Raw genomic sequence first — 23,032 nt, 5'->3', positions numbered from 1 at the left:
GGGTCAGAGTCACTGATATTAAACACCGATCAATGACCTATGATCCCAGTGTTAAAAAACGCAAAAATATACTCTCGCTTGTAGAGGGTCTATTTATTAGGCCGCATAAAGGGGTTTTATGCTAGGAATAATATGGTATCGGGCCAAGGTATTAGCGGTGTTGAGAGATGATTTTGGGTATGAACCAAAGGTACCAGGCTGGCAGGCACCAATCTTTAACAGCATAACCAAGGAGCTCAGGAAGCAGAAGGGTAATCCATATGATTCGGCTGTAGCATTTCTTACAACTCAGCTAGAAGCAGTGAAAGGAAGCAACGATCCCGAGGTAAGGCTCTGGGTAAAGTCTATGACTAAACGGATAAATGAAATCCTCCCCTTGTGCTCGATTGTGAGAGATTCAATCTTTACTGACTGAATCAACAGGTCCAGAATAATTGATATTTTATCCAGATCATTGATCCTTAACCCTATTGATTTAAGCTCGGAATGACCAACATGCTAGGACACCACCAGGCCCGGCAATTGCTCAAAAAAAACTCAAATCTGAGAAGATGTGTTACGACCTACTCAAATTCAGCCAATATTGAACAGGTATATAGCTTACCAGCAAGCTTCGAATCGAATGGGTCAGAAATCAATGTTTCGCCTGGAAAACGGCGAACTTTGGTTGTTGGTGATCTATGCAAAAAGTGTTCGCAGTGCAAAAGCTCTGCATATATCTCCTCGCACTCTTCAGGAGTGGGAGCAAGGCCGTCGGAAACCCTGGGGCGCTGCCCAAGCTCTTATCCAAATTGCGATTAGGCACCCTGAAGTCATTACGGAATCTTTGATGAAGGAAGCAGGCTGACTCATTTTCCACTGCCAATCAACATTAGTGGCTTGTTCAACAGATTACGGCCTTTGATGGTAATGGGCCCCAATGGCAAGAATATAGACGTAGTGATCGTCAAACTTGCAGATCACACCGTACAAACCAGTGCAGGCACGGCAATACCCAATAGGTGGCGCCTTCGGCTTCATTCCATGGGCACGCATGCTGCCAGCATCATTCGAAACGATCGTCTTGACGTACGTACCTAAAAGCGTACACTTGGCGGAAAGTTGAACACACAAGAGGTGCGTCATGACCGGAATCACAGCCACTGAGGCGCGCAGCAACCTTTATCGGTTGATTGACGAAACGGCCGAGTCCCACCAGCCAATCGTCATCATGGGTAAGAGGAACAAGGCCGTTTTGGTATCCGAGGAAGATTGGTCAGCCATTCAGGAAACCCTTTACCTGCTTTCCGTACCAGGTATGCGAGAATCTATTCGTGAGGGGATGGATACCCCCCTAGATGAATGTGATGAGGAGCTGAACTGGTGACATGGAAGTTGGTTTACACCAAACAAGCTCAGAAAGACGCAAAGAAGTTGGCCTCTAGTGGCCTCAAACCAAAAGCTCAGGAACTGTTAGCATTGATAGCAGAAGATCCATACCGCAAGCCACCTCCGTTTGAGAAGCTCATTGGTGACCTTGCGGGTGCCTATTCACGCCGCATCAATATTCAGCATCGTCTGGTCTACCAAGTGTTCGACAACGAACGGGTGGTGAAAGTTCTCAGGCTCTGGAGCCACTACGAATAATTCATCACCAGCCGCTGTTGCCTGACAATTTTTCCACAGTTGCACGGTTCCAATACTGCCGAAAAGCTCCGCGTTAAATGCCCAGAAGTATCGGAATCAGTTGGTGCCCCCTCAACGACAACCTAACTCCGTTCACCCATTATTCCGGCAATGCACCGGAAAAATAATGATACGGCAACAACACCATAGGCTGGCCGCGGTGTTCTACCAGATCCTGCAAGTACTGCTGGCGATACAGATCCCGATTGAACACCAGTGCTTCCGCGCCTTCAACATCGACCAGATACCGCAAGTCTTGCAAGGATGACACGCTGGGGCGTGGACTCTCGACCAGGAAGACTTTATCGCGATCCGCAATGCCCGCCTGCTTGCGGGCCAGATCAATGGAGTGGGTCAAACTGCCCAGCTCATCAACCAGGCCTGCTTCGAGGGCGTCGCGGCCGCTATAAACCCGGCCCGCTGCCAGTGCTCGCATCTCCGCAACGCTGATGCCTCTGGCTTCAGCAGCCTGGGTCACGAAGGCGTCGTAGTAACTGTCGAGACGATGCATGATGCCGGCGCGCTCTGTTGGTGTCAGGTCCCGGCTTGGAAAGGTTAACCCGGCAATCGGTAAACCGATGCCAGCGGTTGCATCGGCCGAGGCGCCCCGGCTCACGGAATTGCTGTTCAGGTGCAACCGGTCGCCCAGGCCATCATCCCACAGGCGCACGCCGGTTACGCCGATGCTGCCGGTGATGGTGTTGGGTGAAGCCACCAGCGTGCCTGCATGCATCGATACCCAGTAACCGCCTGAGGTGGCCAGTGAACCCATCGATACCACGACCGGTTTTTCGGCCTGAGTCAGCTTAACTTCCTGGGCCAACAGATCGGCCGCCAGTATCAACCCGCCCGGTGAATCGACACGCAGCACGACGGCTTTTATCTCATCGTCTTCACGCAATTCCCGCAGCGATTCTGCCAGTTCACGGGTGCGCATACCGCTGTCGGTCGCGGTCATGCCGGTGGCGTACATCACCGCAATGCGGTGGGCCGGGCCCCATTGGTTGTCGCGTGGCTCGCTCAGCACTTGCAAGCCGTCGGGCTCGACCCGGCGAGGTTCGGTACCGGTTATGTCTTCCAGTACGTCATCCAGTTCGGAATAACGAGCCAGTCGGTCAGCCACACCCATGTTCAGCAAATCATCCGCTGTCAGCGACAAGCCGCGGTCGATCAGTTGATCAAAGGTGTTGGGCGAGAGATTACGACCGTCGGCCATACTGGTTTGCCAGAGCTGATAAAAGCTGTCGATCATCGCCTGGCGTTGTACCCGGTCGGCGGCCGACATGTCACTGCGCGAGAGGCTCTCGAAGGCGGTTTTGTATTCCAGATTACGGAATTCATCGACGCCGATGCCCCAGTGGGCCAGCAAATCACCGAGGTAGGTACTGCCGGAGACAAAGCCTGGCACGGTCAGTGTGCCCATCGGGTCCAGAATGACTTCATCGGCGGCTGATGAGAGCAATAGCTCCGTCATGCCACCGTTTTCAATGTACAGCAACACGGTTTTGCCGGAGTCGCGGAACGTATCCAGTGCGGTTTTGATTTCCCAGGCCATGGCGGCCGGCACTTGCATGCGCGTGGTGTTGACGACAATGCCACCGATGTTGTCATCCAGGCGGGCGGCGTCGATGTAGCGCAGGGTATCGAGCAGGGAGCGACGGCGATCGAACAAGCCGAAGGTCTGGTAGGCCATCTCGTCGTTCAGGTTCAATTCCAGAACATCGTCGCCAGACGTCGACCAGGCATCGAACACATTGCGGTCCCAGCCACCGGCGCGCAGGGAGTACGATTGGTAGTTATCGCCTTCGTCCACCTGGTGCGACTGCGCACTGAAACCGGTATGGCCGAGGCTCACTTGCAGGCCAGCCGTCACGGTTCCGGTATCAAAATAACGGCCGGTCAGTCGAATGCCCGGCATCACTTCGGTTGCTGCGCCAGCCGACCAGTGGCCGTCTTTAAAGTCTTCATCGTTCCCCAGGGCGTAGTCGGCAAATACCGTCAGTAATTCGTTGCCAAAGGGTCGCACGGCCACGTCTACGGTGCCCTGATAATATTGCGTATCGGTAGCCAGGGTGCCGGTCAGGCCAATGGAGGTATAGCGATTGGGACGGTTGATCGAACCCAGCGTAAAATGCGTGCGCAGATCCTGGCCTTCGGTATCGCCACCGTACCAGCCGATGGAAAGTCCACCGGCGCTGGCGTCGGTGCCGCCACCAAAGGCCAGCTTATACGCTCTTATGGAGTCGGTACCCCGGTTATCCCGGCCGAAGCTGAAGCTCACACCCGGCGCGGCGAGCGTGGCGTTCCAACGCTGGTCATCATACAAAAAGTCGTCACTGGTCCAGTTAACGGTGACATCGCCTTCGGACAGGTAGTGCAGCCCGGCGGGGTTGTCGTATCCGTACAAGCCAAATTTCATGGCGCCCGGTGACGTCAGTGAAAACTCGTTTTGCTGGTAATACCGTTGAAAGCCCGTTTGCTCAGCCATCGCTGGCAAGCTGGCACACACCAGCAAAGGCAATATCGTTAATCGGCGGGGCATTGCTCACGTCCTTATAGGCGAATACAGACATCAGCTTAGGCCGATGAGCCAGTCTCAAACAGTACCGAAAGTCCTGTTTTTAGCAGCGATGGTACAAACGTCAGTGGGTACCGCGGATGGGAACATCCGGATCGAGCACCCAGCAACGATCGTTATGCTGGTACCCCAGTGGTTCGTAATAGGCGTTGGCCGACGGTGCCGCGAGCAGAATCAGTTTGCACAACGGCCCAAGCTGCCGCTGAGTAACGGCTTGCAATTGTTTGCCAATGCCCGACTTCTGTAGACCGGCATCGACCGCCAGGTCAGAGAGATAACAGGCGTAGTGAAAATCGGTGACACTGCGGGCAATGCCCACCAGCACGTCACCGTCCCAGGCGCTGATGGTCAGGCTGGCGTTGGTCAGCATGCCTTCTATACAGGCGCGGTTATCCACGGGCCGTCGTTCCGCCAGGGTTGACCGGTGCAGCAGATCAATGAACTGGTCCGCACTGACCGGCGCATTTACTCGGTAATCAATGGCCATTAACCGACTCTCCCGTTTCAAATCAAGTTTTGGGCGTCGCAAGCACTGGTTGCCAGGTAGACCCATCGGGGGTGGTCCGCAGCAGGGATGCTGTGGTCCAGGCCCCATGGACGGGTTTACGCCGACCCCCGATGGGTCTACCTGGCGGCCGGTGCGAACTCCCGGCATCACAGCCCCGACAAGCTGTGTTCTTAAGCGCAACGAACAAAGGTGCAAATGAGTTGGCAAAAAGATCAAACAAAGGTGAATTCAGGCAGGGCATCCACAATGATCTGGTGGTCATCTACGTCTTTTAGCCCGGTGACCGTGATGGTGCCGATCAGGCCAGCACCGGTGACCATAATGGGAATGCAGCCGCCTTTGGCGATGTAATCCTGTTCACTGAGCCCAAAATCGGCCGCCAGCGTTTTACCCTTTTGTTCAAGATCAAGCCGAACCACCAGTGTGCTTTCAGCAAAATGCACCGCTGTGTTCACCTTCCGACGAATCCAGTTGGCCTTGTCGGCCGACAGATCATTGTCGATGAACTCGAAAACGGTCTGGTTGAGACGGCGAATCGAGACACCGATGCTGACATCACGCTTGCGGGCCAGCTCGATGATGGCCAGGCCCATGTCCAGGGCCATCCGATTGTTGAATTGATCGGTGATCAGTTGACGTTCCACAGAGGTTTCCTTTATTCGGTAGGCTTGGAGTCTGACGGATCATTCTTCCAGTCCTGATCCCTGTTCTCAATGGTTTTTTACGGCAAACGCAGCCAACACCAGCCTTTGGTTTTGAGCAGACGCCCTCACCTAGTGACACATGCGTGAAGTTCTGTCACTTTTCACCCGACCCAAGGAATATTTCATGAGCGATCCAAGCTACACACCCCCCAAAGTCTGGACCTGGGAACCCGGAAACGGCGGCCGCTTTGCCAGCATCAACCGACCCATCGCCGGGCCAACACACGATAAGCCGCTGCCGGTTGGCAAGCACCCCTTACAACTGCATTCACTGGCAACTCCCAATGGCGTAAAAGTCACCATACTGCTTGAGGAGCTTCTGGCGTTGGGCATTGCCGGTGCAGAATACGACGCCTGGCTGATCGATATCATGGAAGGCGACCAGTTCGGTTCCGGCTTTGTGGAAGCAAACCCCAACTCCAAGATACCAGCCCTGATGGATCACAGCGTCACCCCGCCCCAGCGCGTGTTTGAATCCGGTTCCATCCTGATGTACCTGGCTGAAAAATTTAATGCCTTCATACCCGACACACCGGCTGGCCGGGCCGAATGCTTCAGCTGGCTGTTCTGGCAAATGGGCAGCGCACCCATTCTGGGCGGAGGTTTTGGCCACTTCTACGCCTACGCTCCGGAAAACTACGAATACCCGATCAACCGCTACACCATGGAAGTCAAACGCCAGCTCGATGTACTTGACCGTCACCTGGCGAACAACACTTACCTCAGTGGCGACGAGTACAGCATTGCCGATATCGCCACCTTCCCCTGGTATGGCTGGCTGGTTCAAAACAAGGTTTATGAAGCCGCTGAATTTATTGACGCTCAAAGCTACACCCACGTACTGCGCTGGGCCAACGCCATTGCCGACCGGCCTGCGGTCAAACGGGGTATGAAAGTTAACCGAACCTGGGGCGAGCCGAAGGACCAACTGCGCGAAAGGCACGACGCCAGCGATTTTGATCAGTAGTCGCTGCTAACAGGGGGTCGGATCACCGGCCCTTCCATGAACAACGCCTCAAACCGCCGCTTACGGCACCGCCTCTAATCCACCTCCCAATTCTGTACGCATTCTCGCCACTCGGCGCCTTGCAGTAACCTTTTCCGGGTGCATCGGATTTTTTTGCATTCGTATGCAAAAAGAGTAATATCCTACTGTACACACTAGAAGTCTGTCGGACTCTTGGGTTCGACCAACCACCACTGGCGCAGGAGAAGACGCATGTCCCGGATCAAGAAGCTGAATGAAGCGGCACTACACTTCATCAAATCACCTGAGCGAAACGCCCAGTCCGACAGTACCTCGGTCGAATCGCTGGTTGCCGACATTATTCAATCGGTGCGCGAGCGCGGCGACGAAGCGGTGCGGGACTTTTCCGAGAAGTTCGACAAGATTCGGCTCGACACCTTTGAAGTCTCCATGGAAGATCGGGAACAAGCCGTCGCACGGCTCGACCCGCAAACCCGGGCCGACACTCAATTTGCCATCGACAATGTATCGGCCTTTGCCAAAGCCCAACTGGGCTCGCTGTCGGAAATCAACGTCGAGATTCTTCCCGGTGTCCACATGGGGCATCGCAACATTCCGCTCGACCGGGTTGGCTGTTACGTGCCCGGCGGCCGGTATCCATTATTGTCGGCGCCGATCATGACCATCGTGCCGGCCAAGATTGCCGGCGTCGGTGAAATCATTGCCTGCCTGCCTCCGAATGCCCACGAAGCCATGATCGCCGGTTGCCACCTGTCCGGTGCTGACCGAATTTTCCGCATTGGCGGCGCCCAGGCCATTGCCGCCATGGCGCTCGGCACCGAAAGTGTTCCCGCCGTGAACAAGATCGTCGGACCCGGCAATGCCTTTGTGAATGAAGCCAAACGCCAGGTATTTGGCCCTCTCGGTATTGATCAGTTGGCTGGCCCATCCGAAATATTCGTACTGGCCGATCACACCGGCAATGCCGGGCTGATCGCCACCGACTTGCTGGGCCAGGCCGAGCACGATGTCCGTACCCGCGTGGGCCTGATCACCACTGACAAAACCCTGGCCGAGGCCGTGGTCAGCGAAGTTGACCGCCAGCTGCAAACCCTGTCGACGGCAGAAACCGCCGCCCAGGCCTGGCGGGATTACGGTGAGGTGGTGCTCTGTGATTCAGAAGCCGACATGCTCGCCTATTCCGAAGACGTCGCGGCCGAACACTTGCAAGTGCACACCGCCGACCCTCACGCGACCGCCAAACAACTGAACAATTATGGCTCGTTGTTTATCGGCGAACTGGCCAGCGTAGTGTATTCAGACAAGTGCTCCGGCACCAACCACACCCTGCCCACCATGGGCGCCGGCAAATACACCGGCGGGCTCTGGGTCGGTACCTACATCAAAACAGCGACCCACCAGTGGCTGACCGAAGAAGGCGTAAAACAGGTCGCACCACCGGCCACCCGCCAGAGCAACAGCGAAGGGCTGGAAGGTCACCGCCGCGCGGCTCAGATTCGACTGGATCGGATGAATTCATAACAGCGGGAAGGGAGTACTCTGCTAGAGGCAAACCACAAAAGTTTGTCCGATCTGAAGGGCCGGTATCAAACAAGATGCCAGCCTTTTTTATAACTCAGGTTCCGGAATTCGCAAGTAGCCGAGTGCCAGGTGCCGGATGTGTCTGTCCGGGGTAGTCCGCAACATGGATGTTGCGATCTAGGCTCCATGGACGGATTTACGCCGACCCCGGACAGGCACACCCGGCGCCTGGCACGAATTCCGGGCAATAAAACCCAACCAAACTCCAAAACCTGAATTAAAAAACGGGCTTCTGTACGGAGTGATCGGTGCTCTGCTCGAACGCATGACCAATCTGACAGATTCTGGCTTCGTCATTGCGCTTGCCGATAATCTGCATGCCCAGTGGCAAACCGCTGGAGAAGCCGATCGGAATGGTCAGTGCCGGGTGGCCGGTCAGGTTGAAAGGGAAGGTACGCATGGGGGTCCAGACCGGTTTGCCTTCGGTGAAGGCCGCAAAAGCCGGTGCCGGGGTCAGGGTGGTGAGCGTTATCAGGGCATCCACCCGGTTTAGAATCGCGTCCATGTCAGCACTGAGCCGTTGTTGCATGGCTCGCGCCGCGCTCAGGTGCTCAGGCGTCAGGGCCGCGCCGGTGATCAGATTTCTCAATGCCGCCCGGCCGTAGTGCTCAGGCCTGGTGCTCAGGCCTGTTTGATGAACCGCCAGCGCCTCTGCCTGCAAAATGATGGTTCCCACTGCCTCGAACAGATCGTAGTCAGGCAGCTCGACCGTTTCAACCCGGGCCTCCAGCAAGCTGAGCTGGGAGACTGCCGCGTCGATGGCGACAATCGCCTGCGGATCGACCGCTGCGTCAGCGGCAAACCAGTCGCGCCCGTACCCCAAACGCAAACCGGCCAGACCCTGCCCCAGCCATTGGGCCGCAGGCGGTGCGTCCGCAGGTTCCGAAAACGCATCGAAACAGTAAGCCGCATCCGCAACACAGGCCGCCAGAGGTCCGACGTGATCGAGGCTGTCCGATAATGGAAAAACGCCCTGCCGGGACAGGCGTTCATAGGTCGGTTTGAGTCCGACGATGCCGCAATAGGCCGCGGGGCTGCGTACCGAGCCACCGGTGTCGGTGCCCAGCGCACACCGCACCAACCCCCCGGCGACCGCCGCCGCCGAGCCGGATGAGGATCCTCCGGTAATGTGGCCAGTGTTCCAGGGATTGCGTGGTGGTGGATTGGGCTGATCGAAAGCCGGGCCGGTCAGTGCGAATTCATAGGTGGCGACCTTGCCGAGGAACACGACACCCGATTCATAAATACGCTGCACCACCGTCGCATCGACCGTAGCGTTGTGACCTGCCTGAGCGTGGGAACCACAGGTCGTCGTTCTGCCAGCGACATCAAGAATGTCTTTCAACGCAACGGGAATACCGAGCAACGGCAGGTCATCGCAATCACCTGCAGCCAAGCGGACATCCGCGGCACGCGCCTGCTGCAGCACGTCGTCAGGGTCCAGGTCGATAAAGGCGTGCAATCGCTCGTTGCGGTGTTCAATGCGGTCCAGATGGGCCTGTGCCAGCTCGACAGCGCTCAAGGCCCCACGACGCAGTGCCAGGCCGACTTCTGCAATGCTGAGGTCACACGGATGGGTCATCGTCTGCCTCCATAGCCCGCCATGCGGCACACACCTGCTCCGCCTGTGCGCGCAGATGCTGAGCCGCCGTCAGAGCAGCGGCCTGATCCTCGGGTGCTATGCTTAGCCCCTGCTCCGCCAGCAGCCGACTGAACGCTTTTGCCGTTAGCTGATCGGCCGGTGATATTAGCTCGTTCATGGTTAGGTCCTTGCGGCTTCAAATGCTGCCCAGGCTTGCTCAAAGGCGGCAAAATCGAACGGTTCCGAGCGGGCGGGTTGGAGCACCAGTTGTTCGGTTTTCAACAGTCGCTCTATGGCGTCAGCCAACACTGGAATGACCGACTCGGGAATGACCAGCGCACCGTGTCGGTCGGCGTGGATCAGATCGCCGGGGGCAACCTCCATGCCGAATACGGTTACCGGCGTGTCGAACGACTCGACGCGCACAAAGGCGTGGCTTGGGCCGATGCGACCAGCCAGAACCGGAAACCCTGTAGGCAGATCGCCCAGGTCACGCATCACCCCGTTGGTGACCACGCCCGACAGCCCAAACCCTTTGTGCACAGTGGTATTTATCTCACCCCAGTACGCCCCAACGGCGTCGTCACCGTCCAGGTCTTCAATCACGACGATCGAGGGTGATGGCGCTTCGGCCATATACCGGTAGTAATCCATACGGCGTTGCCGCACTACGGCCGGGTCGTCTCCGGACGGCACCTTGGCGGCAATTTGGGCCGTGCGGGCGTAACCCACCAGCGCCGTTGCGTTCAGGTCAGAGGCCAGCAGGGTTTGCCGGGTGAAGTTGGCGAACCCGCGTTTGCCCTGGGCCACTTCGATGGCATTGCAGACGGTGGGCGTATCGACGGTTTGCAGTCGCTTCAACAAGTCGGGCGTCATAGTGCCTCCAGCCATTGAGCCATGGCGTCATTGGTGTCAGTCGGTTTTTCCAGAGTGGTGAGGTGCCCCGCCCCGGGAATAATGTGCAGCCTGGCGTGAGGCATCAGCTCTTTCATCAGGGTGTGGCGGGAAACCGGGCACAGCCGGTCTTCATCGCCGCAAAGAATCAGCGTCGGCACCGTAAAACGCCGTAGCGTATCGGTCTGATCCGGCCGGTGCATCAGTGCTTGCGACTGACGAATGAACACCCCGGCACCGAGTGTTTCCGCCATGGCAAAACAGGTTGCCAGCATGGCTTCCTGCTCTGCCCCGGCCGCCAGGTAATTGGGAAACACCCGCTCAACCAGCATATCCAGTAACCCGCCTGCGGCGGCCGTTTTCATCTGTGGGCCGCGACTGGCCTGAACACGGGCGTCTTCCGCCAGGGGGTTGGTATCCAGCAGGGCCAGACCTGCCACCCGCTGTGGCGCCTGGCGCACGACTTCCATCGCGACGATGCCTCCCATCGATAACCCTGCCAGCGCAAACCGTTCCGGCGCGCTGGCCAGAACCGCCTGCGCCATCTGTTCGACACGGTTGTGCCGGGTCAGACACGCAACCTGCACAGCGCGTTCGGCCGAGAAACGGTTTACCTGGGGGGTGAAGAGCCTGGCATCACACATCATGCCAGGCAACAACAGCAGAGGCGTCAGGGGCGTTTCCATAGCGCTCAGACTGTCCGGGTCAGACCCGCCGGGTCATCGGTGTTGCACACCCGAAACAGACTGGCTTCACCGCTCATGGCTGGCACCAGCCGGTGGCTCAGCCCCGGTGGCACGGCGCAGGTGTCACCAGGTGCCAGGGTTATCCGGCCATCTGCCCAGCTCACCGTCCAGTGGCCGCGCATCACCATCAATACAGTGTGTCGATCCGACTCGATGGGCGACTCGTTGCTCGATGTTCGGTTTATGAATTCCAGCTCAAACCCGGGCCGGTCTTTCAACAGTCCGTCGTCGGCAATCACTTTTAACGGTGCCCGGTCGGCCATGGCCATCATGTCCCGGTAGCGGGCCACAAAATTAGGGACCACAGCCGATGCAGCCGGTTCGGGGATCTGCTTCAGTTCTGCTTCGGTCAGCAACGGCATAGGGCTGACTCCGGCGGGTAAGGTCTGGCCTTTTTCCTGGTCGTACAGCTTGCCATCATCGCCAAGAATTAAACCATAGTCTTTGGCATCGGTAATGACCTGAGGCGCCCAGACGACACCGCCACCGGCATCATCGCCGCCGAGAATAGCCATAATCATGCCGTAATCCGTGCCGATGTTTTCAAAACCGCGAAAGATACCGGTCGGGATATTAAACACATCCCCCTCTTCCAACACCACTTCACCGGCATCGCCCCAGCGACCCCAGAAAAACCGCCAGCGACCTTTCAGCACGAAAAAAACCTCGGCCGTTCGATGGGTGTGCAGGCTATTGCGACAATGGGGAGGCTGTCCGGCCGCGCCGATGTTAAAGCCGGGTGTTTCAGTGATGTGCACATGCTGATCGGCACTTTCGGAAACACCGCCACCGATGATGGTGAAATTTTCTTTCTGATCGGAACCCGGAGTATGGGCATCGATGAAGGCACTGCGACAGGGTTGCAACTCACCGTATCGTACCGTACGTGACTCCATTTCTACTTGCGTAACCATAATGCTGAATAACTCGCTCTTGTTGTGAATTAACGGGTTGGTAAAGGCCGGGTAGACCCGCGCTCCACCAGGGTTACCGGTATTCGTACCTTGCTGGGTTCAGACACCCGGCCCTCGATCGTATCGAGCAGACCGTTGATTGTTGTATCGACCATGGTGTGAACGTCCTGGCGAATGGTGGTGAGATCGAATGAAGGCCAGGCGGCAATGGGCACATCGTCAAAACCGACAACGGCAACGTCACCGGGAATCGACAGCTGACACTCATGACGAATGATATCCATGGCGGCAAAGGCCATGTGATCGTTGCTGACGAACACGGCATCGGGCTTGATGTCCCGCTCGAATAACCGGCGAGCCGCGGCGGCTGCCTGGTCGTAATGAAAATTACCGACTTCGCGCGCAAATAGGGATTTGCCCGCCACTTTTAAACCTTTCAGGAAACCCTGCTCTCGCAGGATTTGTGTTGAGGCTCCTTCGAACCCGGCCAGGTAGGCAATGCGCTCGTAGCCGCCTTTCACCAACAATTCGGCCGCCAGTTCACCGCCCAGGCCATTCTCGCTGGTCACCGACGACAACCGATCATCAGCCTGGTCCCGGTTGAACAACATGACGGGAATACCCTGCGAAGCGCACTGTTCAGCCAGCGTCGATGACATGGATACTGACAACATCACAATGCCATCGACCTGGTAATCTAGCATTTCCTGAACAATGGGTTCAACATCGCCCACCGTTCTCGATGCCATGAACACCAGTACGTGATAACCCTTGGCCTGCAAGCCCACTGACATCAGTTCAAGCACTTCAGGATAGAACTGGTTTTCAAAATAGGCCACGACCAACCCAATGATCTTGCTGCGACCGGTGATCATCGACCGGGCCAGCACGTTGGGCCGGTACCCCAGTTCATCGGCCGCGGCCTGAATCAGCTCGGCTTTCTTTTTCGAGACCGAACCACCGGGCGTAAAATAACGGGATACCGCCGACTGGCTGACACCGGCGTGGCGTGCAACATCGTGTGACGTAACTTTCTGGTTGGTCATCAGTGCGCTCTCCAGCCACCATCGACACTCAGCGCACTGCCGGTGACCAGACCGGAGGCGTCCGATGCCAGGTATAACACCGCGCCCATGATGTCCTCCACTTCACCCACCCGGTCCAGCACAATGTTGCTTTGCAGCCATTGCACCCGCTCCGGGTCGGTAAAGGTGGCTTCAGTCAGCGGTGTGCGGATAAAGGTCGGACACAGGGTGTTCACCCGAATGCCCGCCTTGCCCCACTCTATCGCCATGGCCTTGGTAAAGCCCTCGACTGCATGTTTGGTCGCGCAGTAAACCGAGCGGTCGACCCCACCAACCGAGCCCATTTGCGAGGAAATATTGATCAGAGAACCGGCCTTTCCCGCTTTGAGCAAGCCACGCGCCACCGCCTGGGTAAGAAAGTAGGCGCTGCGCACGTTCAGGTTCATGGCCTGGTCAAAGGCTTCGGGCGTGGTATCGACCGCAGGCCCATGCCGTCCCAGGCCTGCGCTGTTTACCAGCACGTCAAAAGGGCCGTTGCGCTCAACCCACAAGGCTGTTGCCTCGATGTCCGTAATATCGAGCCGTGCCGCCACAGCCGACTGGCCACGTTGCTCCAATTCAGCAACAGCTTCTTGCAGCTTGTCGGCCGAGCGCGCCGCCAGATAAACCCGGGCACCGGCACCGGCCAGCGCTACGGCGCAGGCCAGGCCAATGCCTGAAGAGGCGCCGGTTACCAGGGCCGTCTTGCCGGTCAGCTGGAAAGAAGGTGTTTCAGGAAGTTTCATTGTGCAGCGGTCCCATAGTCAACGTGCCGATGGCCATAGCGACGAACCCGCACATTGGCTTGCTCGGCGTGGCCTACGAAGCCTTCGAGTATACACAGTCTGGAACACCGGGCACCGATGTCGGCCGCTGCTTCATCGGTGGTAATGCGCTGGTAACTGTGGGTTTTCAGGTATTTGCCCACCCAAAGCCCACCGGTGTAACGCCCTGCTTTTTTGGTCGGCAGTGTGTGGTTGGTGCCTATGACCTTGTCGCCATTGGAGACATTGGTTCTCGGTCCCAGAAACAGAGCACCGTAGCTGTGCATGTTGTCCAGATACCAGTCGTCCCGGTCGGTCATCACCTGAACGTGTTCATAGGCCATGTCATTGGCCAGTTCGAGCAGTTCTTCGTGTGTTGAACAGAGAATTACGTCACCGTAATCTTCCCAGCTTTTACGAGCGGTATCGGCCGTGGGCAGTATTTCCAGCAGCCGGTCGACTTCTTTGAGCGTGGCTTCCGCCAGGGCTCGCGACGTGGTTAACAGAGCGGCCGGCGAGTTATAGCCATGCTCGGCCTGGCCGAGCAAGTCTGTAGCGCAGAGCTCCGCATCAACGGTATCGTCGGCGATGACCATGGTTTCCGTCGGCCCGGCAAACAAATCGATACCGACACGGCCAAACAATTGCCGTTTGGCTTCGGCAACAAAGGCGTTACCAGGGCCTACCAGCATGTCGACCGGTGCAATGCTTTCGGTGCCAATGGCCATGGCACCCACCGCCTGAATGCCACCCAGCACATAGATTTCGTGGGCGCCGCCCAGATGCATGGCCGCGATCACCGCCGGATTGGGCTTGCCTTTGAACGGCGGCGTAGCGGCAATAATTCGCGGAACCCCGGCGACGGCTGCTGTCACCACCGACATGTGGGCAGAGGCCACCATCGGGAATTTGCCACCGGGGATATAACAACCGACCGACTGAACCGGAATGTTTTTGTGACCCAGTATCACGCCGGGCAAGGTTTCAACTTCAATATCGGTCATCGAATCCCGTTGTGCCTGGGCAAAGTTTCTGACCTGAGTTTGCGCGAACTTGATGTCGTCCAGGTCCCGGGGCGATACCTGGCTGATCAGTTCGTCAATGTCCGACTGGGACAAGCGAAAGGAAGCCGGGCTGTAATTGTCGAATTTTTCCGACAAAGTTCGCACGGCCTGGTCGCCACCCTGTTCAATATCGGCCAGCGTGTTCTCAACTATGTCGCGTACCTTCTGGTCATCGGCATTGCGTTCATTGCTGGGCTTGTTTTTCTTCAAATAATCTATGCTCATGTGATCGAGTCCTGTGTTGCCTATATTTTGTCGTGTTATGTAGCAGGCTATTGAAATTTGCCGAATTCCATCGGCCTGCTCACTCGCCTGCTGTGTTAGATGTCGTTTGAAATCCGGTCACCGCGTTGCGCGTCAAACAGGTGACACTGACTTGAATCAACCGAGATGCTGACGCTGGAACCAATCTCGGCACGAAAGTCCTTCGGCGCCTTGATGTTGATCAGCTCTCCGCCGACAAACAAGGCAATCATCGACGAGTCACCCAGCAGTTCCATGGCATACACCGGTGCATTGATCGCGCTTTGTGTCTCCTTCAATTCAGCGTCTTCCGCACGAAAACCGAGGGTGATCGGGCCAGAATGCTGGCCTGGCAGGCCTTCAATGCGAATGTTTTCCGCCGTAAAGACCCCAGCTTCTATGGTTCCCTTAATCAGGTTCATGGCCGGGTTGCCAATAAAACCCGCGACAAAGGTATTGGCCGGGTTATCGTAGATTTCAGTGGGTGTGGCGATCTGTTGAATGCGACCCAGATTCATCACCACGACGCGGTCGGCCAGTGTCATCGCTTCAATCTGGTCGTGCGTCACGTAGATGGTGGTGGTCTTCAGTCGGAACTGAAGGTTCTTGATCTGTGCCCGGGTCGACACCCTCAATTTGGCATCCAGGTTGGACAGCGGTTCATCCATCAGAAACACCGTCGGTTTGCGCACAATGGCCCGACCAAGCGCGACACGCTGACGCTGCCCACCCGACAACTCGGCTGGCTTGCGATGCAGAAAGTCGACCAGGTCGACCATCTCTGCTGCCTTCATGACCTGCTCATGATGTAACGACTTGGGAACCTTGCGAACCTTGATCGGAAAGCGAATGTTTTCGTAAACCGTCATGTTCGGGTACAGGCCATAGCTCTGAAACACCATGGATACATCCCGATCCTTGGGTTCCAGTTTATTGACCATGCGATCCCCCAGCCAGATCTCTCCGGAAGAGACATCTTCCAGGCCGGCGATCATGCGCATGGTGGTCGACTTGCCACAGCCGGATGGCCCGAGCAGTACCAGAAATTCTTCATCTTTAATGTGAAGATCGAAATTATCGACGCCGGAAATCTTGCCCCAGCGCTTGCACACGTTTTTCAGGCGAATCTCAGCCATCTTATTACCCCTTCACGGCACCAGCGGTCAGACCGCTGACAATCTGTCTTTGGAAAAACATCACCAACATAAAGAGTGGTACGGTTGCGGATACGACAGCGGCAACGGCGTACATCACAGCGCCCTCCGTTTGCACCGTTCCCAGAAAGCTGGCAATTTTCGGAACCATGGTCTGATTGTCCTGGTTCAGCAGCATGGCGGTAACGGCAAAGTCGTTGTAAGCCAGCAGGAAACTGAACAGACCGGTAGTAATTACCCCTGGCCACATAACCGGAATAACGACTTGTCGAAACGCCTGAAACCGGGTGCAGCCATCGACCATGGCGCTTTCATCCAGATCTTTGGGAATAGACAGGAAAAAACTGTGCAGCATCCACAAGGCGAACGGCTGGTTAATAGCCACCAGAACGATGATCGCCGTTGGCAAGGCACCCCAGATGTTCCATTCGAAAAATGGCAACATATAACCGGATACCAGGGTGATGTGCGGCATGGCGCGAAACACCAGGGCGGCAATCAGAATCCACAGGGTGTAGCGACGCGCCGACCGGCGCCAGAGCATAGCCGCCCAGTGTTCCCAGTACCAGGGAGATGGCGGTCACTGATACCGTCACTATGACGGTGTTCCAGGCGGCTCGCCAGAAATCACGCTCAATCCAGGCGCCCTGGTAACCGTCGCCAGTAAAGGCGCTGCCCGTCTGTGACAGGGTATTCATGCCGGTTATGGCCAGTTGCCAGTTCTCACGGGAAAAGAAATCGGCCTCAACTTTGAACGACCCCCAGACTGTCCACAAAAATGGGAATGCCGCAACAATTAACCACAACACCAAAAAGAGGCTTGAGGTAGTCGACAACAACAGCGGTCGACGATTAATGGTAGATGGTTCCATAAGGTTAAGCCTCACTACGCCTTGCGGTTAAAATCGCGCCAGAGCCGAATTAAAACGGGCATCAGCAACACCACCACACCGAATACGGTCAGTACCGAGGTAGCCGCAGCGGAACTGTATTGCTGATCGACTTGCCCGCGCAGATCGTTAAAGATGTTCCAGGACAGTGAGGTAGCATTAGCCTCGGCACTGAAACCCACTATGGGCTCAAACACCCGGAAGTTATCCATCAACTGCACCAGCGCTACAAAGGTGGCCAGGGGAATCAGGTGAGGCATCACAACAAAGCGAATGCGCTCCCAGCGGCTGGCGCCGTCAATTTTGGCCGACTCCAGTGTGTCTGAAGGTACGGTCTGCAAGCCGGCATAAAACACCACAAAGGAGAAAGGTGCCATGCTCCAGACCCCATATACGATCAGGGTGATCCAGGTAAGCAACGGCGAGGCACGCAGCGACAAGTCTGGGTCTTCAAACAGCAATTGGAGGTTCGAGCCGATAACACCCTGAGTATTGATCATCCAGAATAGAATCAACGACCCGACCAGGGGTGTTACGATCATCGGCAACAACGAAAAGAAAATAATAGGGCCTTTAAGAAAGCGAGGGATCGCATTGACCGCCAGTGCTATCGAGAACCCGAGCGCCATGCCTAATGGTGTAACAATGAAGGTGTACACAAGGGTAAATGACAGTGCTTTGTAGAACGGCAGGTTATACATTTGCCGCACAATGTCTTGAAATCCCTCATTGTTGTTGAAGATATGGCTTACTTCTTCAGTGGCCAAGTGTCGACGGTCGAAGTAGGTACCCAAGCCGTTAAACTGCCCCAGCGGCTGTTCGTCTTGCAGTGCCTGGGTCGCCTGGGTATCAACCCGGGTTTCGCGTTCGCAACCAAAGGGGCCGCAGTTTTCAACCTCAACCAATATCCGGGGATGCTCGACATGCAACGACTGTATGACGATGGACCCGATGGGCAAGGCGATAAATAAAATCATCGCCAGCAAGGAGGGGAAGATGAACGCAAAAAATGTTTTATGAGTCATACTGAAACTCCATGGGCCGGAAAATTGGCAGTGCCACTGTACTCACTCCTCAGTAGCACCACCCATGCCCGGATCAGTCTGCCAGGCCGGCTTCTCTGACTGATGCCAGATAGCTCGCCTCTACATCCGTCAACGCTTGCTCGGCACTTTCACGACCTTGCATGAAGTCCGACAGCTCAGTACCCAGAGCGGCGTGCATATAGCCCATAAAAGGACTCATTGGATAGCCGCGGGCGCCCAGTCGAGCGGTTTGCAGTACGCCCTGGGCACTCTCCGGCGCATCGAATTCCTTGATCAGCCAGGTGGCCGCAGTCGGATTCTGTTGAGCCATTTCGGGGCGAATGCCATACATCATCGCCTGAAATGACGCTTCGGCATCTGCATCGCTAATGTTTTTGGCAATGGTGAAACCATCCCACCAGAGCGCGGCCGCCGGTGTGCTGCTTCCATTCACGGTAGGCGCCGGGGCCAGGATAGTGGCTTCGGAGATTTGCGCATTACCGCTGTCTTCACCCAGGTGGCCGGAAACCATGGAACCCCACTGGTTCATGATGGCTACTTCACCCGCCAGGTACATCTGTTTCATTTCATCGGCGGTTACTGTCAGGTATTCGGGCGACATGTATTCAGTCAGCGTTTTCATCATTTCCAGAGTGCGAATACCGTCTTCGTTGTTCAGCGCCGGCTGTGCCGAGCCTGCCTCAAAAAACTGGCCACCCATACCCAGGTGCATGTTCACGAACTCGGCAGCCAGGTACCAGCCTGCTTCATAGGTGGCAGCCAAGGGGTATTCCATGATGCCTTCGCTGCGAATCATCTCCGCGACGTCAATGATCTCATCATAGGTTGCCGGAGGTTCGACACCCAGTTCATCCAGAATATCGCCGCGCATGAACAGATGCTGGGCGTTGCCCATAAAGGCAATCGCGACGACATCGTCACCAGTGCGGATCAACTGGTTGGGGAGCAGATCCTGACCGTACTTCTCAACCAGATCGTTCAGCGGTCGAACCAGATCCGCCGACAGTAACGGGCTAATAGAATTGTTGGCAATCAGCGCAACGGTGTACTCAGCCGGGGTAATAGTGAGCGCAGGCACCTGAATGTTCTTGTGCTCGGTGGTCAGGTTCACTCGAACCGTAGTCTCTGCTGAGGCACAGGTCTTCGCCTGATCAGTAACGGTTCGAATGGAGTCGAAATCGTTGCCCAGAATGCGAACGGACCCTGCGCTGATGTTACATTCAGCAAAGGCACTGCTGGCTAACAGGGTCAGCGTCGCACCGACCAGCGTTGTGATTGTGGCTTTCTTCATGACACTCTCCGTACAGTTGCTTTTATTAGTCTTTCTGTCTTGGAAAGGGAGAAAACAACGCTTTCTCCCGGCGTTAATTCGAAGTTTCTGATCAGTCTGCCGTTGGCTCCATGTGTGCTTCCGTATCTTGCAATTGAGCCATTTTCAATTGCATCAGCACAGAGAGTTCGTCGTATACACACCACTCGTCGACGATCCGGTCATTTTTGTAATGGAAGTGAGAAATACCCATCACCTGCAATCGTTTTCCGGTCGGATCTCCCAGTGATTCGAGACCGCCGTAACCCAAGTGATGCCCTTCCAATACCCAACGCACGGCAACTTTGGTACCGCCTTCCACGCAGTCGACGGAGCTGATGTGCTGGGGTTGGAAAACTGCGTCCGGCAAAGAACCGATCAACCCAATTACCTGGTGCATAACCGCAGCCACACCATAGAGTTCTTTCATCAACGGGCCGTGGTACATCACCGTCGGGGCGTACACATCCTTGATGGTGCCGAACATTTTCCGGTTCCAGACGTCGTGCAGCCATTGCAGTGTCCGCTCTTCCAGGGCGTTGTTGGCGATGCCAAGGTCTGCGGTTTCCGCCGGCGGGTATTGGCCAATCATCAACCGGTTTTCGCCGATATCCAGATTGGTCAGGCCCTGAGCGATCTTGTTCCTGGCAATTTTTTCCGCAAAGGCATGTGCATCCAGCCCCAACTGCTTGAAAATGGCCATCTGGTCGGCGACCACCCATTCTCGATAGATTTTGTTTTCATAAATCATGCAATCGGCAATGGTTCGGGAATGGAAGGTACGACCGGTAGCGGGACCAAAATGCCCGCTCTGGCTGTGACGACCTGAACCGGTCACCAGATGGGAGGTGTAAAAACCGTCGTTGTCGTTACCATTCCAGATAACGTGAGTGGCCATGCCACGACGCTCCGGGAAACTGACCAGGCGCTGAATGGTGTCGCGTACCACGTCTTCCCGGTTGTACATCGTGCCCATGGTGCCGTAGAGCACACAATTGTGGGTATAGTGGGTATAGATCAGCCCGACATCGCGTTCATCCCAGATTTTGTGGGTGCAGCGGACGATGTAATCGACAATGTCGGTATAGCAATCGTCAAACCCCTTCATCGATTGCACACGAGCCCGGTTTTCCGGGACAAGGTCGACGAAATCAAGGCGCTCACACTGGAAAACGGCTTTATCCTGCGAAGCAGACGCCGTGGCGTTCTTTGCTTCGGACTTGGAAGGACGATTGTCGTTGCTGTCGACTTTGGTGCTGGTCATAACGGCGGCTCCTGAGGCTGCATAAAGTGATCGGCACTGGCTTGAAGGTGATCAAACACAGGGTCATGGACCTACAATAGGCTTTTTGCATACGAATGCAAATATTTTTTTCAGGTCTCCTTGCGATGGCTCTTCGGGTAATGCCCGGAGGTGTCATGAGCCTCACCGGGAACACATACGATGGGTTGAAATTTGCTGTTTTTAATCAGAAGGTTACGAGGGGAAAACGGGACAGACCCTGTCTGTAGGGTAGAAATTTTACCGGGGCAACTGGCAATTTCCGGCATTAGCAGCCATCTTGAATCGGTGTAAACTGCTATTTTCAGAATGAGCGGGAGTACCGCAATGAGCGACCGACAAATACGTCTCGAAGCCCTCAAGAGGGAGCTGGAACAGCGGCTGAACCGCTATCATGCCCATCAACACCGGGAACCCGGGTCATTGGAGAAGGACTTCGCCGAGCAGGCCGTGCAACGCCAGAACGACGACGTTGTTGACGGCCTGGAGTCCGAGACCCGGGAAGAGCTGCAGCAGGTCAGACGCGCACTGGCACGAGTGGCCGCCGGCACCGGTGATGTCTGCGAACAGTGCGGCAAGCCCATCAACACTGCTCGACTGGACCTGCTACCCTACACCAGTTTTTGTGTTAGCTGTGCTTCAGAAACTCCCTAGCAAGGGTGGTTTCTACTTCTTCATAAAAAGAAAAAGGCCCACAGAAAAACTGACTGCGCCGCCTATATAAAACATCATAACTCGGTCAGTTTCTGCACCGGTCACTGCCTCAGTGATTTGCGAGCCAAGGGAATCCGACAGCTGAAAGCCCCAGAAAGCCAGGCCAATGCCCAGAATCAACAAGCCAATACCGATCGCACGAAGTGGTAACCCTGAGTGTTTGCTCATTGTCATATCCTTTTTGTGGCGTGATTTAAAATGGGTGTATTATCCAGTATTAATCATTATTGCGTGCTTCACCAGAGTTTACCTGGAATCAATGGGCCACCCAACGGACGAGCCAATCTTGCCAGCGAGGCTCGGGGTTAAGGTACAGTGGCTGGGCATACCAACACTCGACATCAAATTGACTCTCTTGCCACGGCGGTCTGTCAGAGCTGATTTATCGCCGCACGCCCTCTCGCTACATGGATGAACGCCTGACCCCAGGCATGAACCGCTGATAACACCAGGAGATTTAACCATGTCACATTCGATCGCAGTCATCGCCGGAGAGGCCATTGTGAAAGCCATTAAAAGCGTTCTTGCTGAAGGCAATCCAGGTATCCTGACGCCCGACCTCGGAGGCAAGGGCACAACCGAGAGACTGGGTAAGGCTATCGCGACAGCCCTTACAAATCACTAACCCGACAGGACGTCTGTTCACGTTCGACGCTCTGTTGATGTGCATCAACTCCGTGCACAATTCGGCCATCGAACCGAAGCAACCCGGTTCACTCTCAGCGGCTTCTCTGCAAAGCATGGGGTACCGGAACGCGACAGTGATCGCCGTCGGATTGGATCCATAAAATGCTTTGACGCAAGGCTAAGACATTCACTTACTGATGTAATTACAGTCTGAATGTCTTGCTGAAAAACGCTAGACTTAACCTCTATTCTGATATCAGAGGTCACTCATGTCGGTCGATCAATACCGAACTACCTTTCGCGCCTGCGCTAACACTTGTCAGCCTTGCCCAAACGCCGCCAGCAAGCACGCTGGCTGGCCGGACAACTGAACCAGCTGCCTGGTTTCAGTACCTGGCCCGCCACCCCTCACACCAACATGTTTCGACTGCGTATTCGCTGCCAGCCAGACGCGTTCCTGGAGCAGGGCGAACGTTGGATGCAACAACACCGGGTCGGACTGATACCGCCGCCCTATCGAACCGATGCAGATGCCCTGCATTGCGAGATCACTGTCGGGGATGCATTCGATTTGCTGAGCGAGCAGCAATGGGCAGCCTGGATAAAACAGTTTGGCGAAAACATGGCCAGCACACTGACAACCTGATGCGTTACCAGCGATTATGGGTTAAGCCGCATTGGCTCCAATAGCATCCAAACCGGTTTTGGGCGGGGA

The 23,032-nt window shown here is 55.9% G+C and carries 25 protein-coding genes and 1 pseudogene; 8 read left to right on the top strand and 18 right to left on the bottom strand.

All coding sequences use genetic code 11. The annotated features are described in order from the left end of the window. Positions 1–709: 709 nt before the first annotated feature. The 3 genes and pseudogenes from WEB54_RS08040 to WEB54_RS08030 all read left to right on the top strand — a co-directional run. Positions 710–847: pseudogene (locus WEB54_RS08040) on the top strand (helix-turn-helix domain-containing protein); the annotation flags it as partial. 276 nt (positions 848–1,123) lie between these two features. Next, a complete protein-coding gene (locus WEB54_RS08035) occupies positions 1,124–1,366 on the top strand; it encodes a type II toxin-antitoxin system Phd/YefM family antitoxin (protein ID WP_368054876.1) in 243 nt (80 codons plus the stop codon). After that, the gene (locus WEB54_RS08030; RefSeq protein ID WP_368054874.1) at positions 1,363–1,626 is read left to right on the top strand and encodes a Txe/YoeB family addiction module toxin; all 264 of its coding nucleotides are present in this window, start codon (positions 1,363–1,365) and stop codon (positions 1,624–1,626) included. Before WEB54_RS08035 ends, WEB54_RS08030 begins: the two co-directional genes overlap by 4 nt. A 139-nt stretch (positions 1,627–1,765) precedes the next feature. Here WEB54_RS08030 and WEB54_RS08025 read toward each other — a convergent pair whose 3' ends face one another. The 3 genes from WEB54_RS08025 to WEB54_RS08015 all read right to left on the bottom strand — a co-directional run bounded on the left by WEB54_RS08025 (position 1,766) and on the right by WEB54_RS08015 (position 5,395). Then, positions 1,766–4,207, bottom strand: coding sequence for a S49 family peptidase (locus WEB54_RS08025; protein WP_368054872.1), 2,442 nt, complete (start codon positions 4,205–4,207; stop codon positions 1,766–1,768). A 100-nt stretch (positions 4,208–4,307) separates the two neighbouring features. After that, complete coding sequence (locus tag WEB54_RS08020; protein WP_368054870.1) at positions 4,308–4,730, bottom strand: GNAT family N-acetyltransferase; 423 nt, start codon at positions 4,728–4,730, stop codon at positions 4,308–4,310. A gap of 233 nt (positions 4,731–4,963) precedes the next feature. Continuing rightward, positions 4,964–5,395, bottom strand: a complete 432-nt coding sequence (locus tag WEB54_RS08015; RefSeq protein ID WP_368054868.1) for a heme-degrading domain-containing protein — start codon at positions 5,393–5,395, stop codon at positions 4,964–4,966. Positions 5,396–5,579: 184 nt separating this feature from the next. Here WEB54_RS08015 and yghU point away from each other — a divergent pair, with 184 nt between their 5' ends. Together yghU and hisD (WEB54_RS08005) are read left to right on the top strand one after the other, a co-directional pair. Next, positions 5,580–6,422 carry a glutathione-dependent disulfide-bond oxidoreductase gene (gene yghU / locus WEB54_RS08010; RefSeq protein ID WP_368054866.1) on the top strand — a complete coding sequence of 281 codons (843 nt, stop codon included), beginning with the start codon at positions 5,580–5,582 and terminating at the stop codon, positions 6,420–6,422. A gap of 252 nt (positions 6,423–6,674) precedes the next feature. Beyond that, positions 6,675–7,964, top strand: a complete 1,290-nt coding sequence (gene hisD / locus WEB54_RS08005) for a histidinol dehydrogenase (RefSeq protein ID WP_368054864.1) — start codon at positions 6,675–6,677, stop codon at positions 7,962–7,964. Positions 7,965–8,241: 277 nt separating this feature from the next. On the opposite strand, the gene WEB54_RS08000 is transcribed toward hisD (WEB54_RS08005), so the two are convergent. The 14 genes from WEB54_RS08000 to WEB54_RS07935 form a co-directional block, all read right to left on the bottom strand. Next, entirely contained in the window at positions 8,242–9,606 is a 1,365-nt protein-coding gene (locus WEB54_RS08000; protein WP_368054862.1) for an amidase, read from the bottom strand. After that, positions 9,590–9,784, bottom strand: coding sequence for a hypothetical protein (locus WEB54_RS07995; protein WP_368054860.1), 195 nt, complete (start codon positions 9,782–9,784; stop codon positions 9,590–9,592). The genes WEB54_RS08000 and WEB54_RS07995 overlap by 17 nt, the downstream gene beginning before the upstream one ends. A gap of 2 nt (positions 9,785–9,786) precedes the next feature. Next, positions 9,787–10,482, bottom strand: a complete 696-nt coding sequence (locus WEB54_RS07990) for an RraA family protein (protein WP_368054858.1) — start codon at positions 10,480–10,482, stop codon at positions 9,787–9,789. Continuing rightward, the gene (locus WEB54_RS07985) at positions 10,479–11,186 is read right to left on the bottom strand and encodes an alpha/beta fold hydrolase (RefSeq protein WP_368054856.1); all 708 of its coding nucleotides are present in this window, start codon (positions 11,184–11,186) and stop codon (positions 10,479–10,481) included. Before WEB54_RS07985 ends, WEB54_RS07990 begins: the two co-directional genes overlap by 4 nt. 5 nt (positions 11,187–11,191) lie before the next feature. After that, positions 11,192–12,160 carry a cupin domain-containing protein gene (locus tag WEB54_RS07980; RefSeq protein WP_368054854.1) on the bottom strand — a complete coding sequence of 323 codons (969 nt, stop codon included), beginning with the start codon at positions 12,158–12,160 and terminating at the stop codon, positions 11,192–11,194. Positions 12,161–12,189: 29 nt separating this feature from the next. Next, positions 12,190–13,206, bottom strand: coding sequence for a LacI family DNA-binding transcriptional regulator (locus tag WEB54_RS07975; protein ID WP_368054852.1), 1,017 nt, complete (start codon positions 13,204–13,206; stop codon positions 12,190–12,192). Then, complete coding sequence (locus tag WEB54_RS07970) at positions 13,206–13,970, bottom strand: SDR family NAD(P)-dependent oxidoreductase (protein WP_368054850.1); 765 nt, start codon at positions 13,968–13,970, stop codon at positions 13,206–13,208. Before WEB54_RS07970 ends, WEB54_RS07975 begins: the two co-directional genes overlap by 1 nt. Then, on the bottom strand, positions 13,967–15,277 hold the full coding sequence (hisD, locus tag WEB54_RS07965; protein ID WP_368054848.1) for a histidinol dehydrogenase: 1,311 nt from the start codon (positions 15,275–15,277) through the stop codon (positions 13,967–13,969). Before hisD (WEB54_RS07965) ends, WEB54_RS07970 begins: the two co-directional genes overlap by 4 nt. Before the next feature lie 95 nt (positions 15,278–15,372). Continuing rightward, entirely contained in the window at positions 15,373–16,431 is a 1,059-nt protein-coding gene (locus tag WEB54_RS07960; RefSeq protein WP_368054846.1) for an ABC transporter ATP-binding protein, read from the bottom strand. A 4-nt stretch (positions 16,432–16,435) separates the two neighbouring features. Beyond that, positions 16,436–16,936, bottom strand: coding sequence for a carbohydrate ABC transporter permease (locus WEB54_RS07955; RefSeq protein ID WP_368054878.1), 501 nt, complete (start codon positions 16,934–16,936; stop codon positions 16,436–16,438). Continuing rightward, a complete protein-coding gene (locus tag WEB54_RS07950; RefSeq protein WP_368054844.1) occupies positions 16,824–17,321 on the bottom strand; it encodes a hypothetical protein in 498 nt (165 codons plus the stop codon). The genes WEB54_RS07955 and WEB54_RS07950 overlap by 113 nt, the downstream gene beginning before the upstream one ends. 14 nt (positions 17,322–17,335) lie before the next feature. After that, positions 17,336–18,364: a carbohydrate ABC transporter permease gene (locus WEB54_RS07945; protein ID WP_368054842.1), complete on the bottom strand. Its 1,029-nt coding sequence runs from the start codon at positions 18,362–18,364 to the stop codon at positions 17,336–17,338. A gap of 73 nt (positions 18,365–18,437) precedes the next feature. Then, positions 18,438–19,676, bottom strand: a complete 1,239-nt coding sequence (locus WEB54_RS07940; protein WP_368054839.1) for an ABC transporter substrate-binding protein — start codon at positions 19,674–19,676, stop codon at positions 18,438–18,440. Positions 19,677–19,767: 91 nt separating this feature from the next. Continuing rightward, entirely contained in the window at positions 19,768–20,958 is a 1,191-nt protein-coding gene (locus WEB54_RS07935) for an ester cyclase (protein ID WP_368054837.1), read from the bottom strand. A 345-nt stretch (positions 20,959–21,303) separates the two neighbouring features. Here WEB54_RS07935 and WEB54_RS07930 point away from each other — a divergent pair, with 345 nt between their 5' ends. Then, positions 21,304–21,630, top strand: coding sequence for a TraR/DksA family transcriptional regulator (locus WEB54_RS07930; RefSeq protein WP_368054835.1), 327 nt, complete (start codon positions 21,304–21,306; stop codon positions 21,628–21,630). 12 nt (positions 21,631–21,642) lie between these two features. Here the strand turns inward: WEB54_RS07930 and WEB54_RS07925 are convergent, their stop codons facing one another. Next, the gene (locus WEB54_RS07925) at positions 21,643–21,858 is read right to left on the bottom strand and encodes a DUF3185 family protein (protein WP_368054833.1); all 216 of its coding nucleotides are present in this window, start codon (positions 21,856–21,858) and stop codon (positions 21,643–21,645) included. A 295-nt stretch (positions 21,859–22,153) separates the two neighbouring features. On the opposite strand from WEB54_RS07925, the gene WEB54_RS07920 reads away from it, so the two are divergent. Next, entirely contained in the window at positions 22,154–22,315 is a 162-nt protein-coding gene (locus WEB54_RS07920; RefSeq protein WP_368054831.1) for a hypothetical protein, read from the top strand. Positions 22,316–22,633: 318 nt separating this feature from the next. Then, positions 22,634–22,963: a hypothetical protein gene (locus WEB54_RS07915; protein ID WP_368054829.1), complete on the top strand. Its 330-nt coding sequence runs from the start codon at positions 22,634–22,636 to the stop codon at positions 22,961–22,963. Positions 22,964–23,032 lie beyond the last annotated feature (69 nt).

Source organism: Saccharospirillum sp. (genome assembly GCF_040881935.1).
Classification (GTDB): Bacteria; Pseudomonadota; Gammaproteobacteria; order Pseudomonadales; family Natronospirillaceae; genus Saccharospirillum.
The sequence above is the reverse complement of the archived record's forward strand: the minus strand, read 5'-3'. Positions and strand labels throughout refer to the sequence as shown.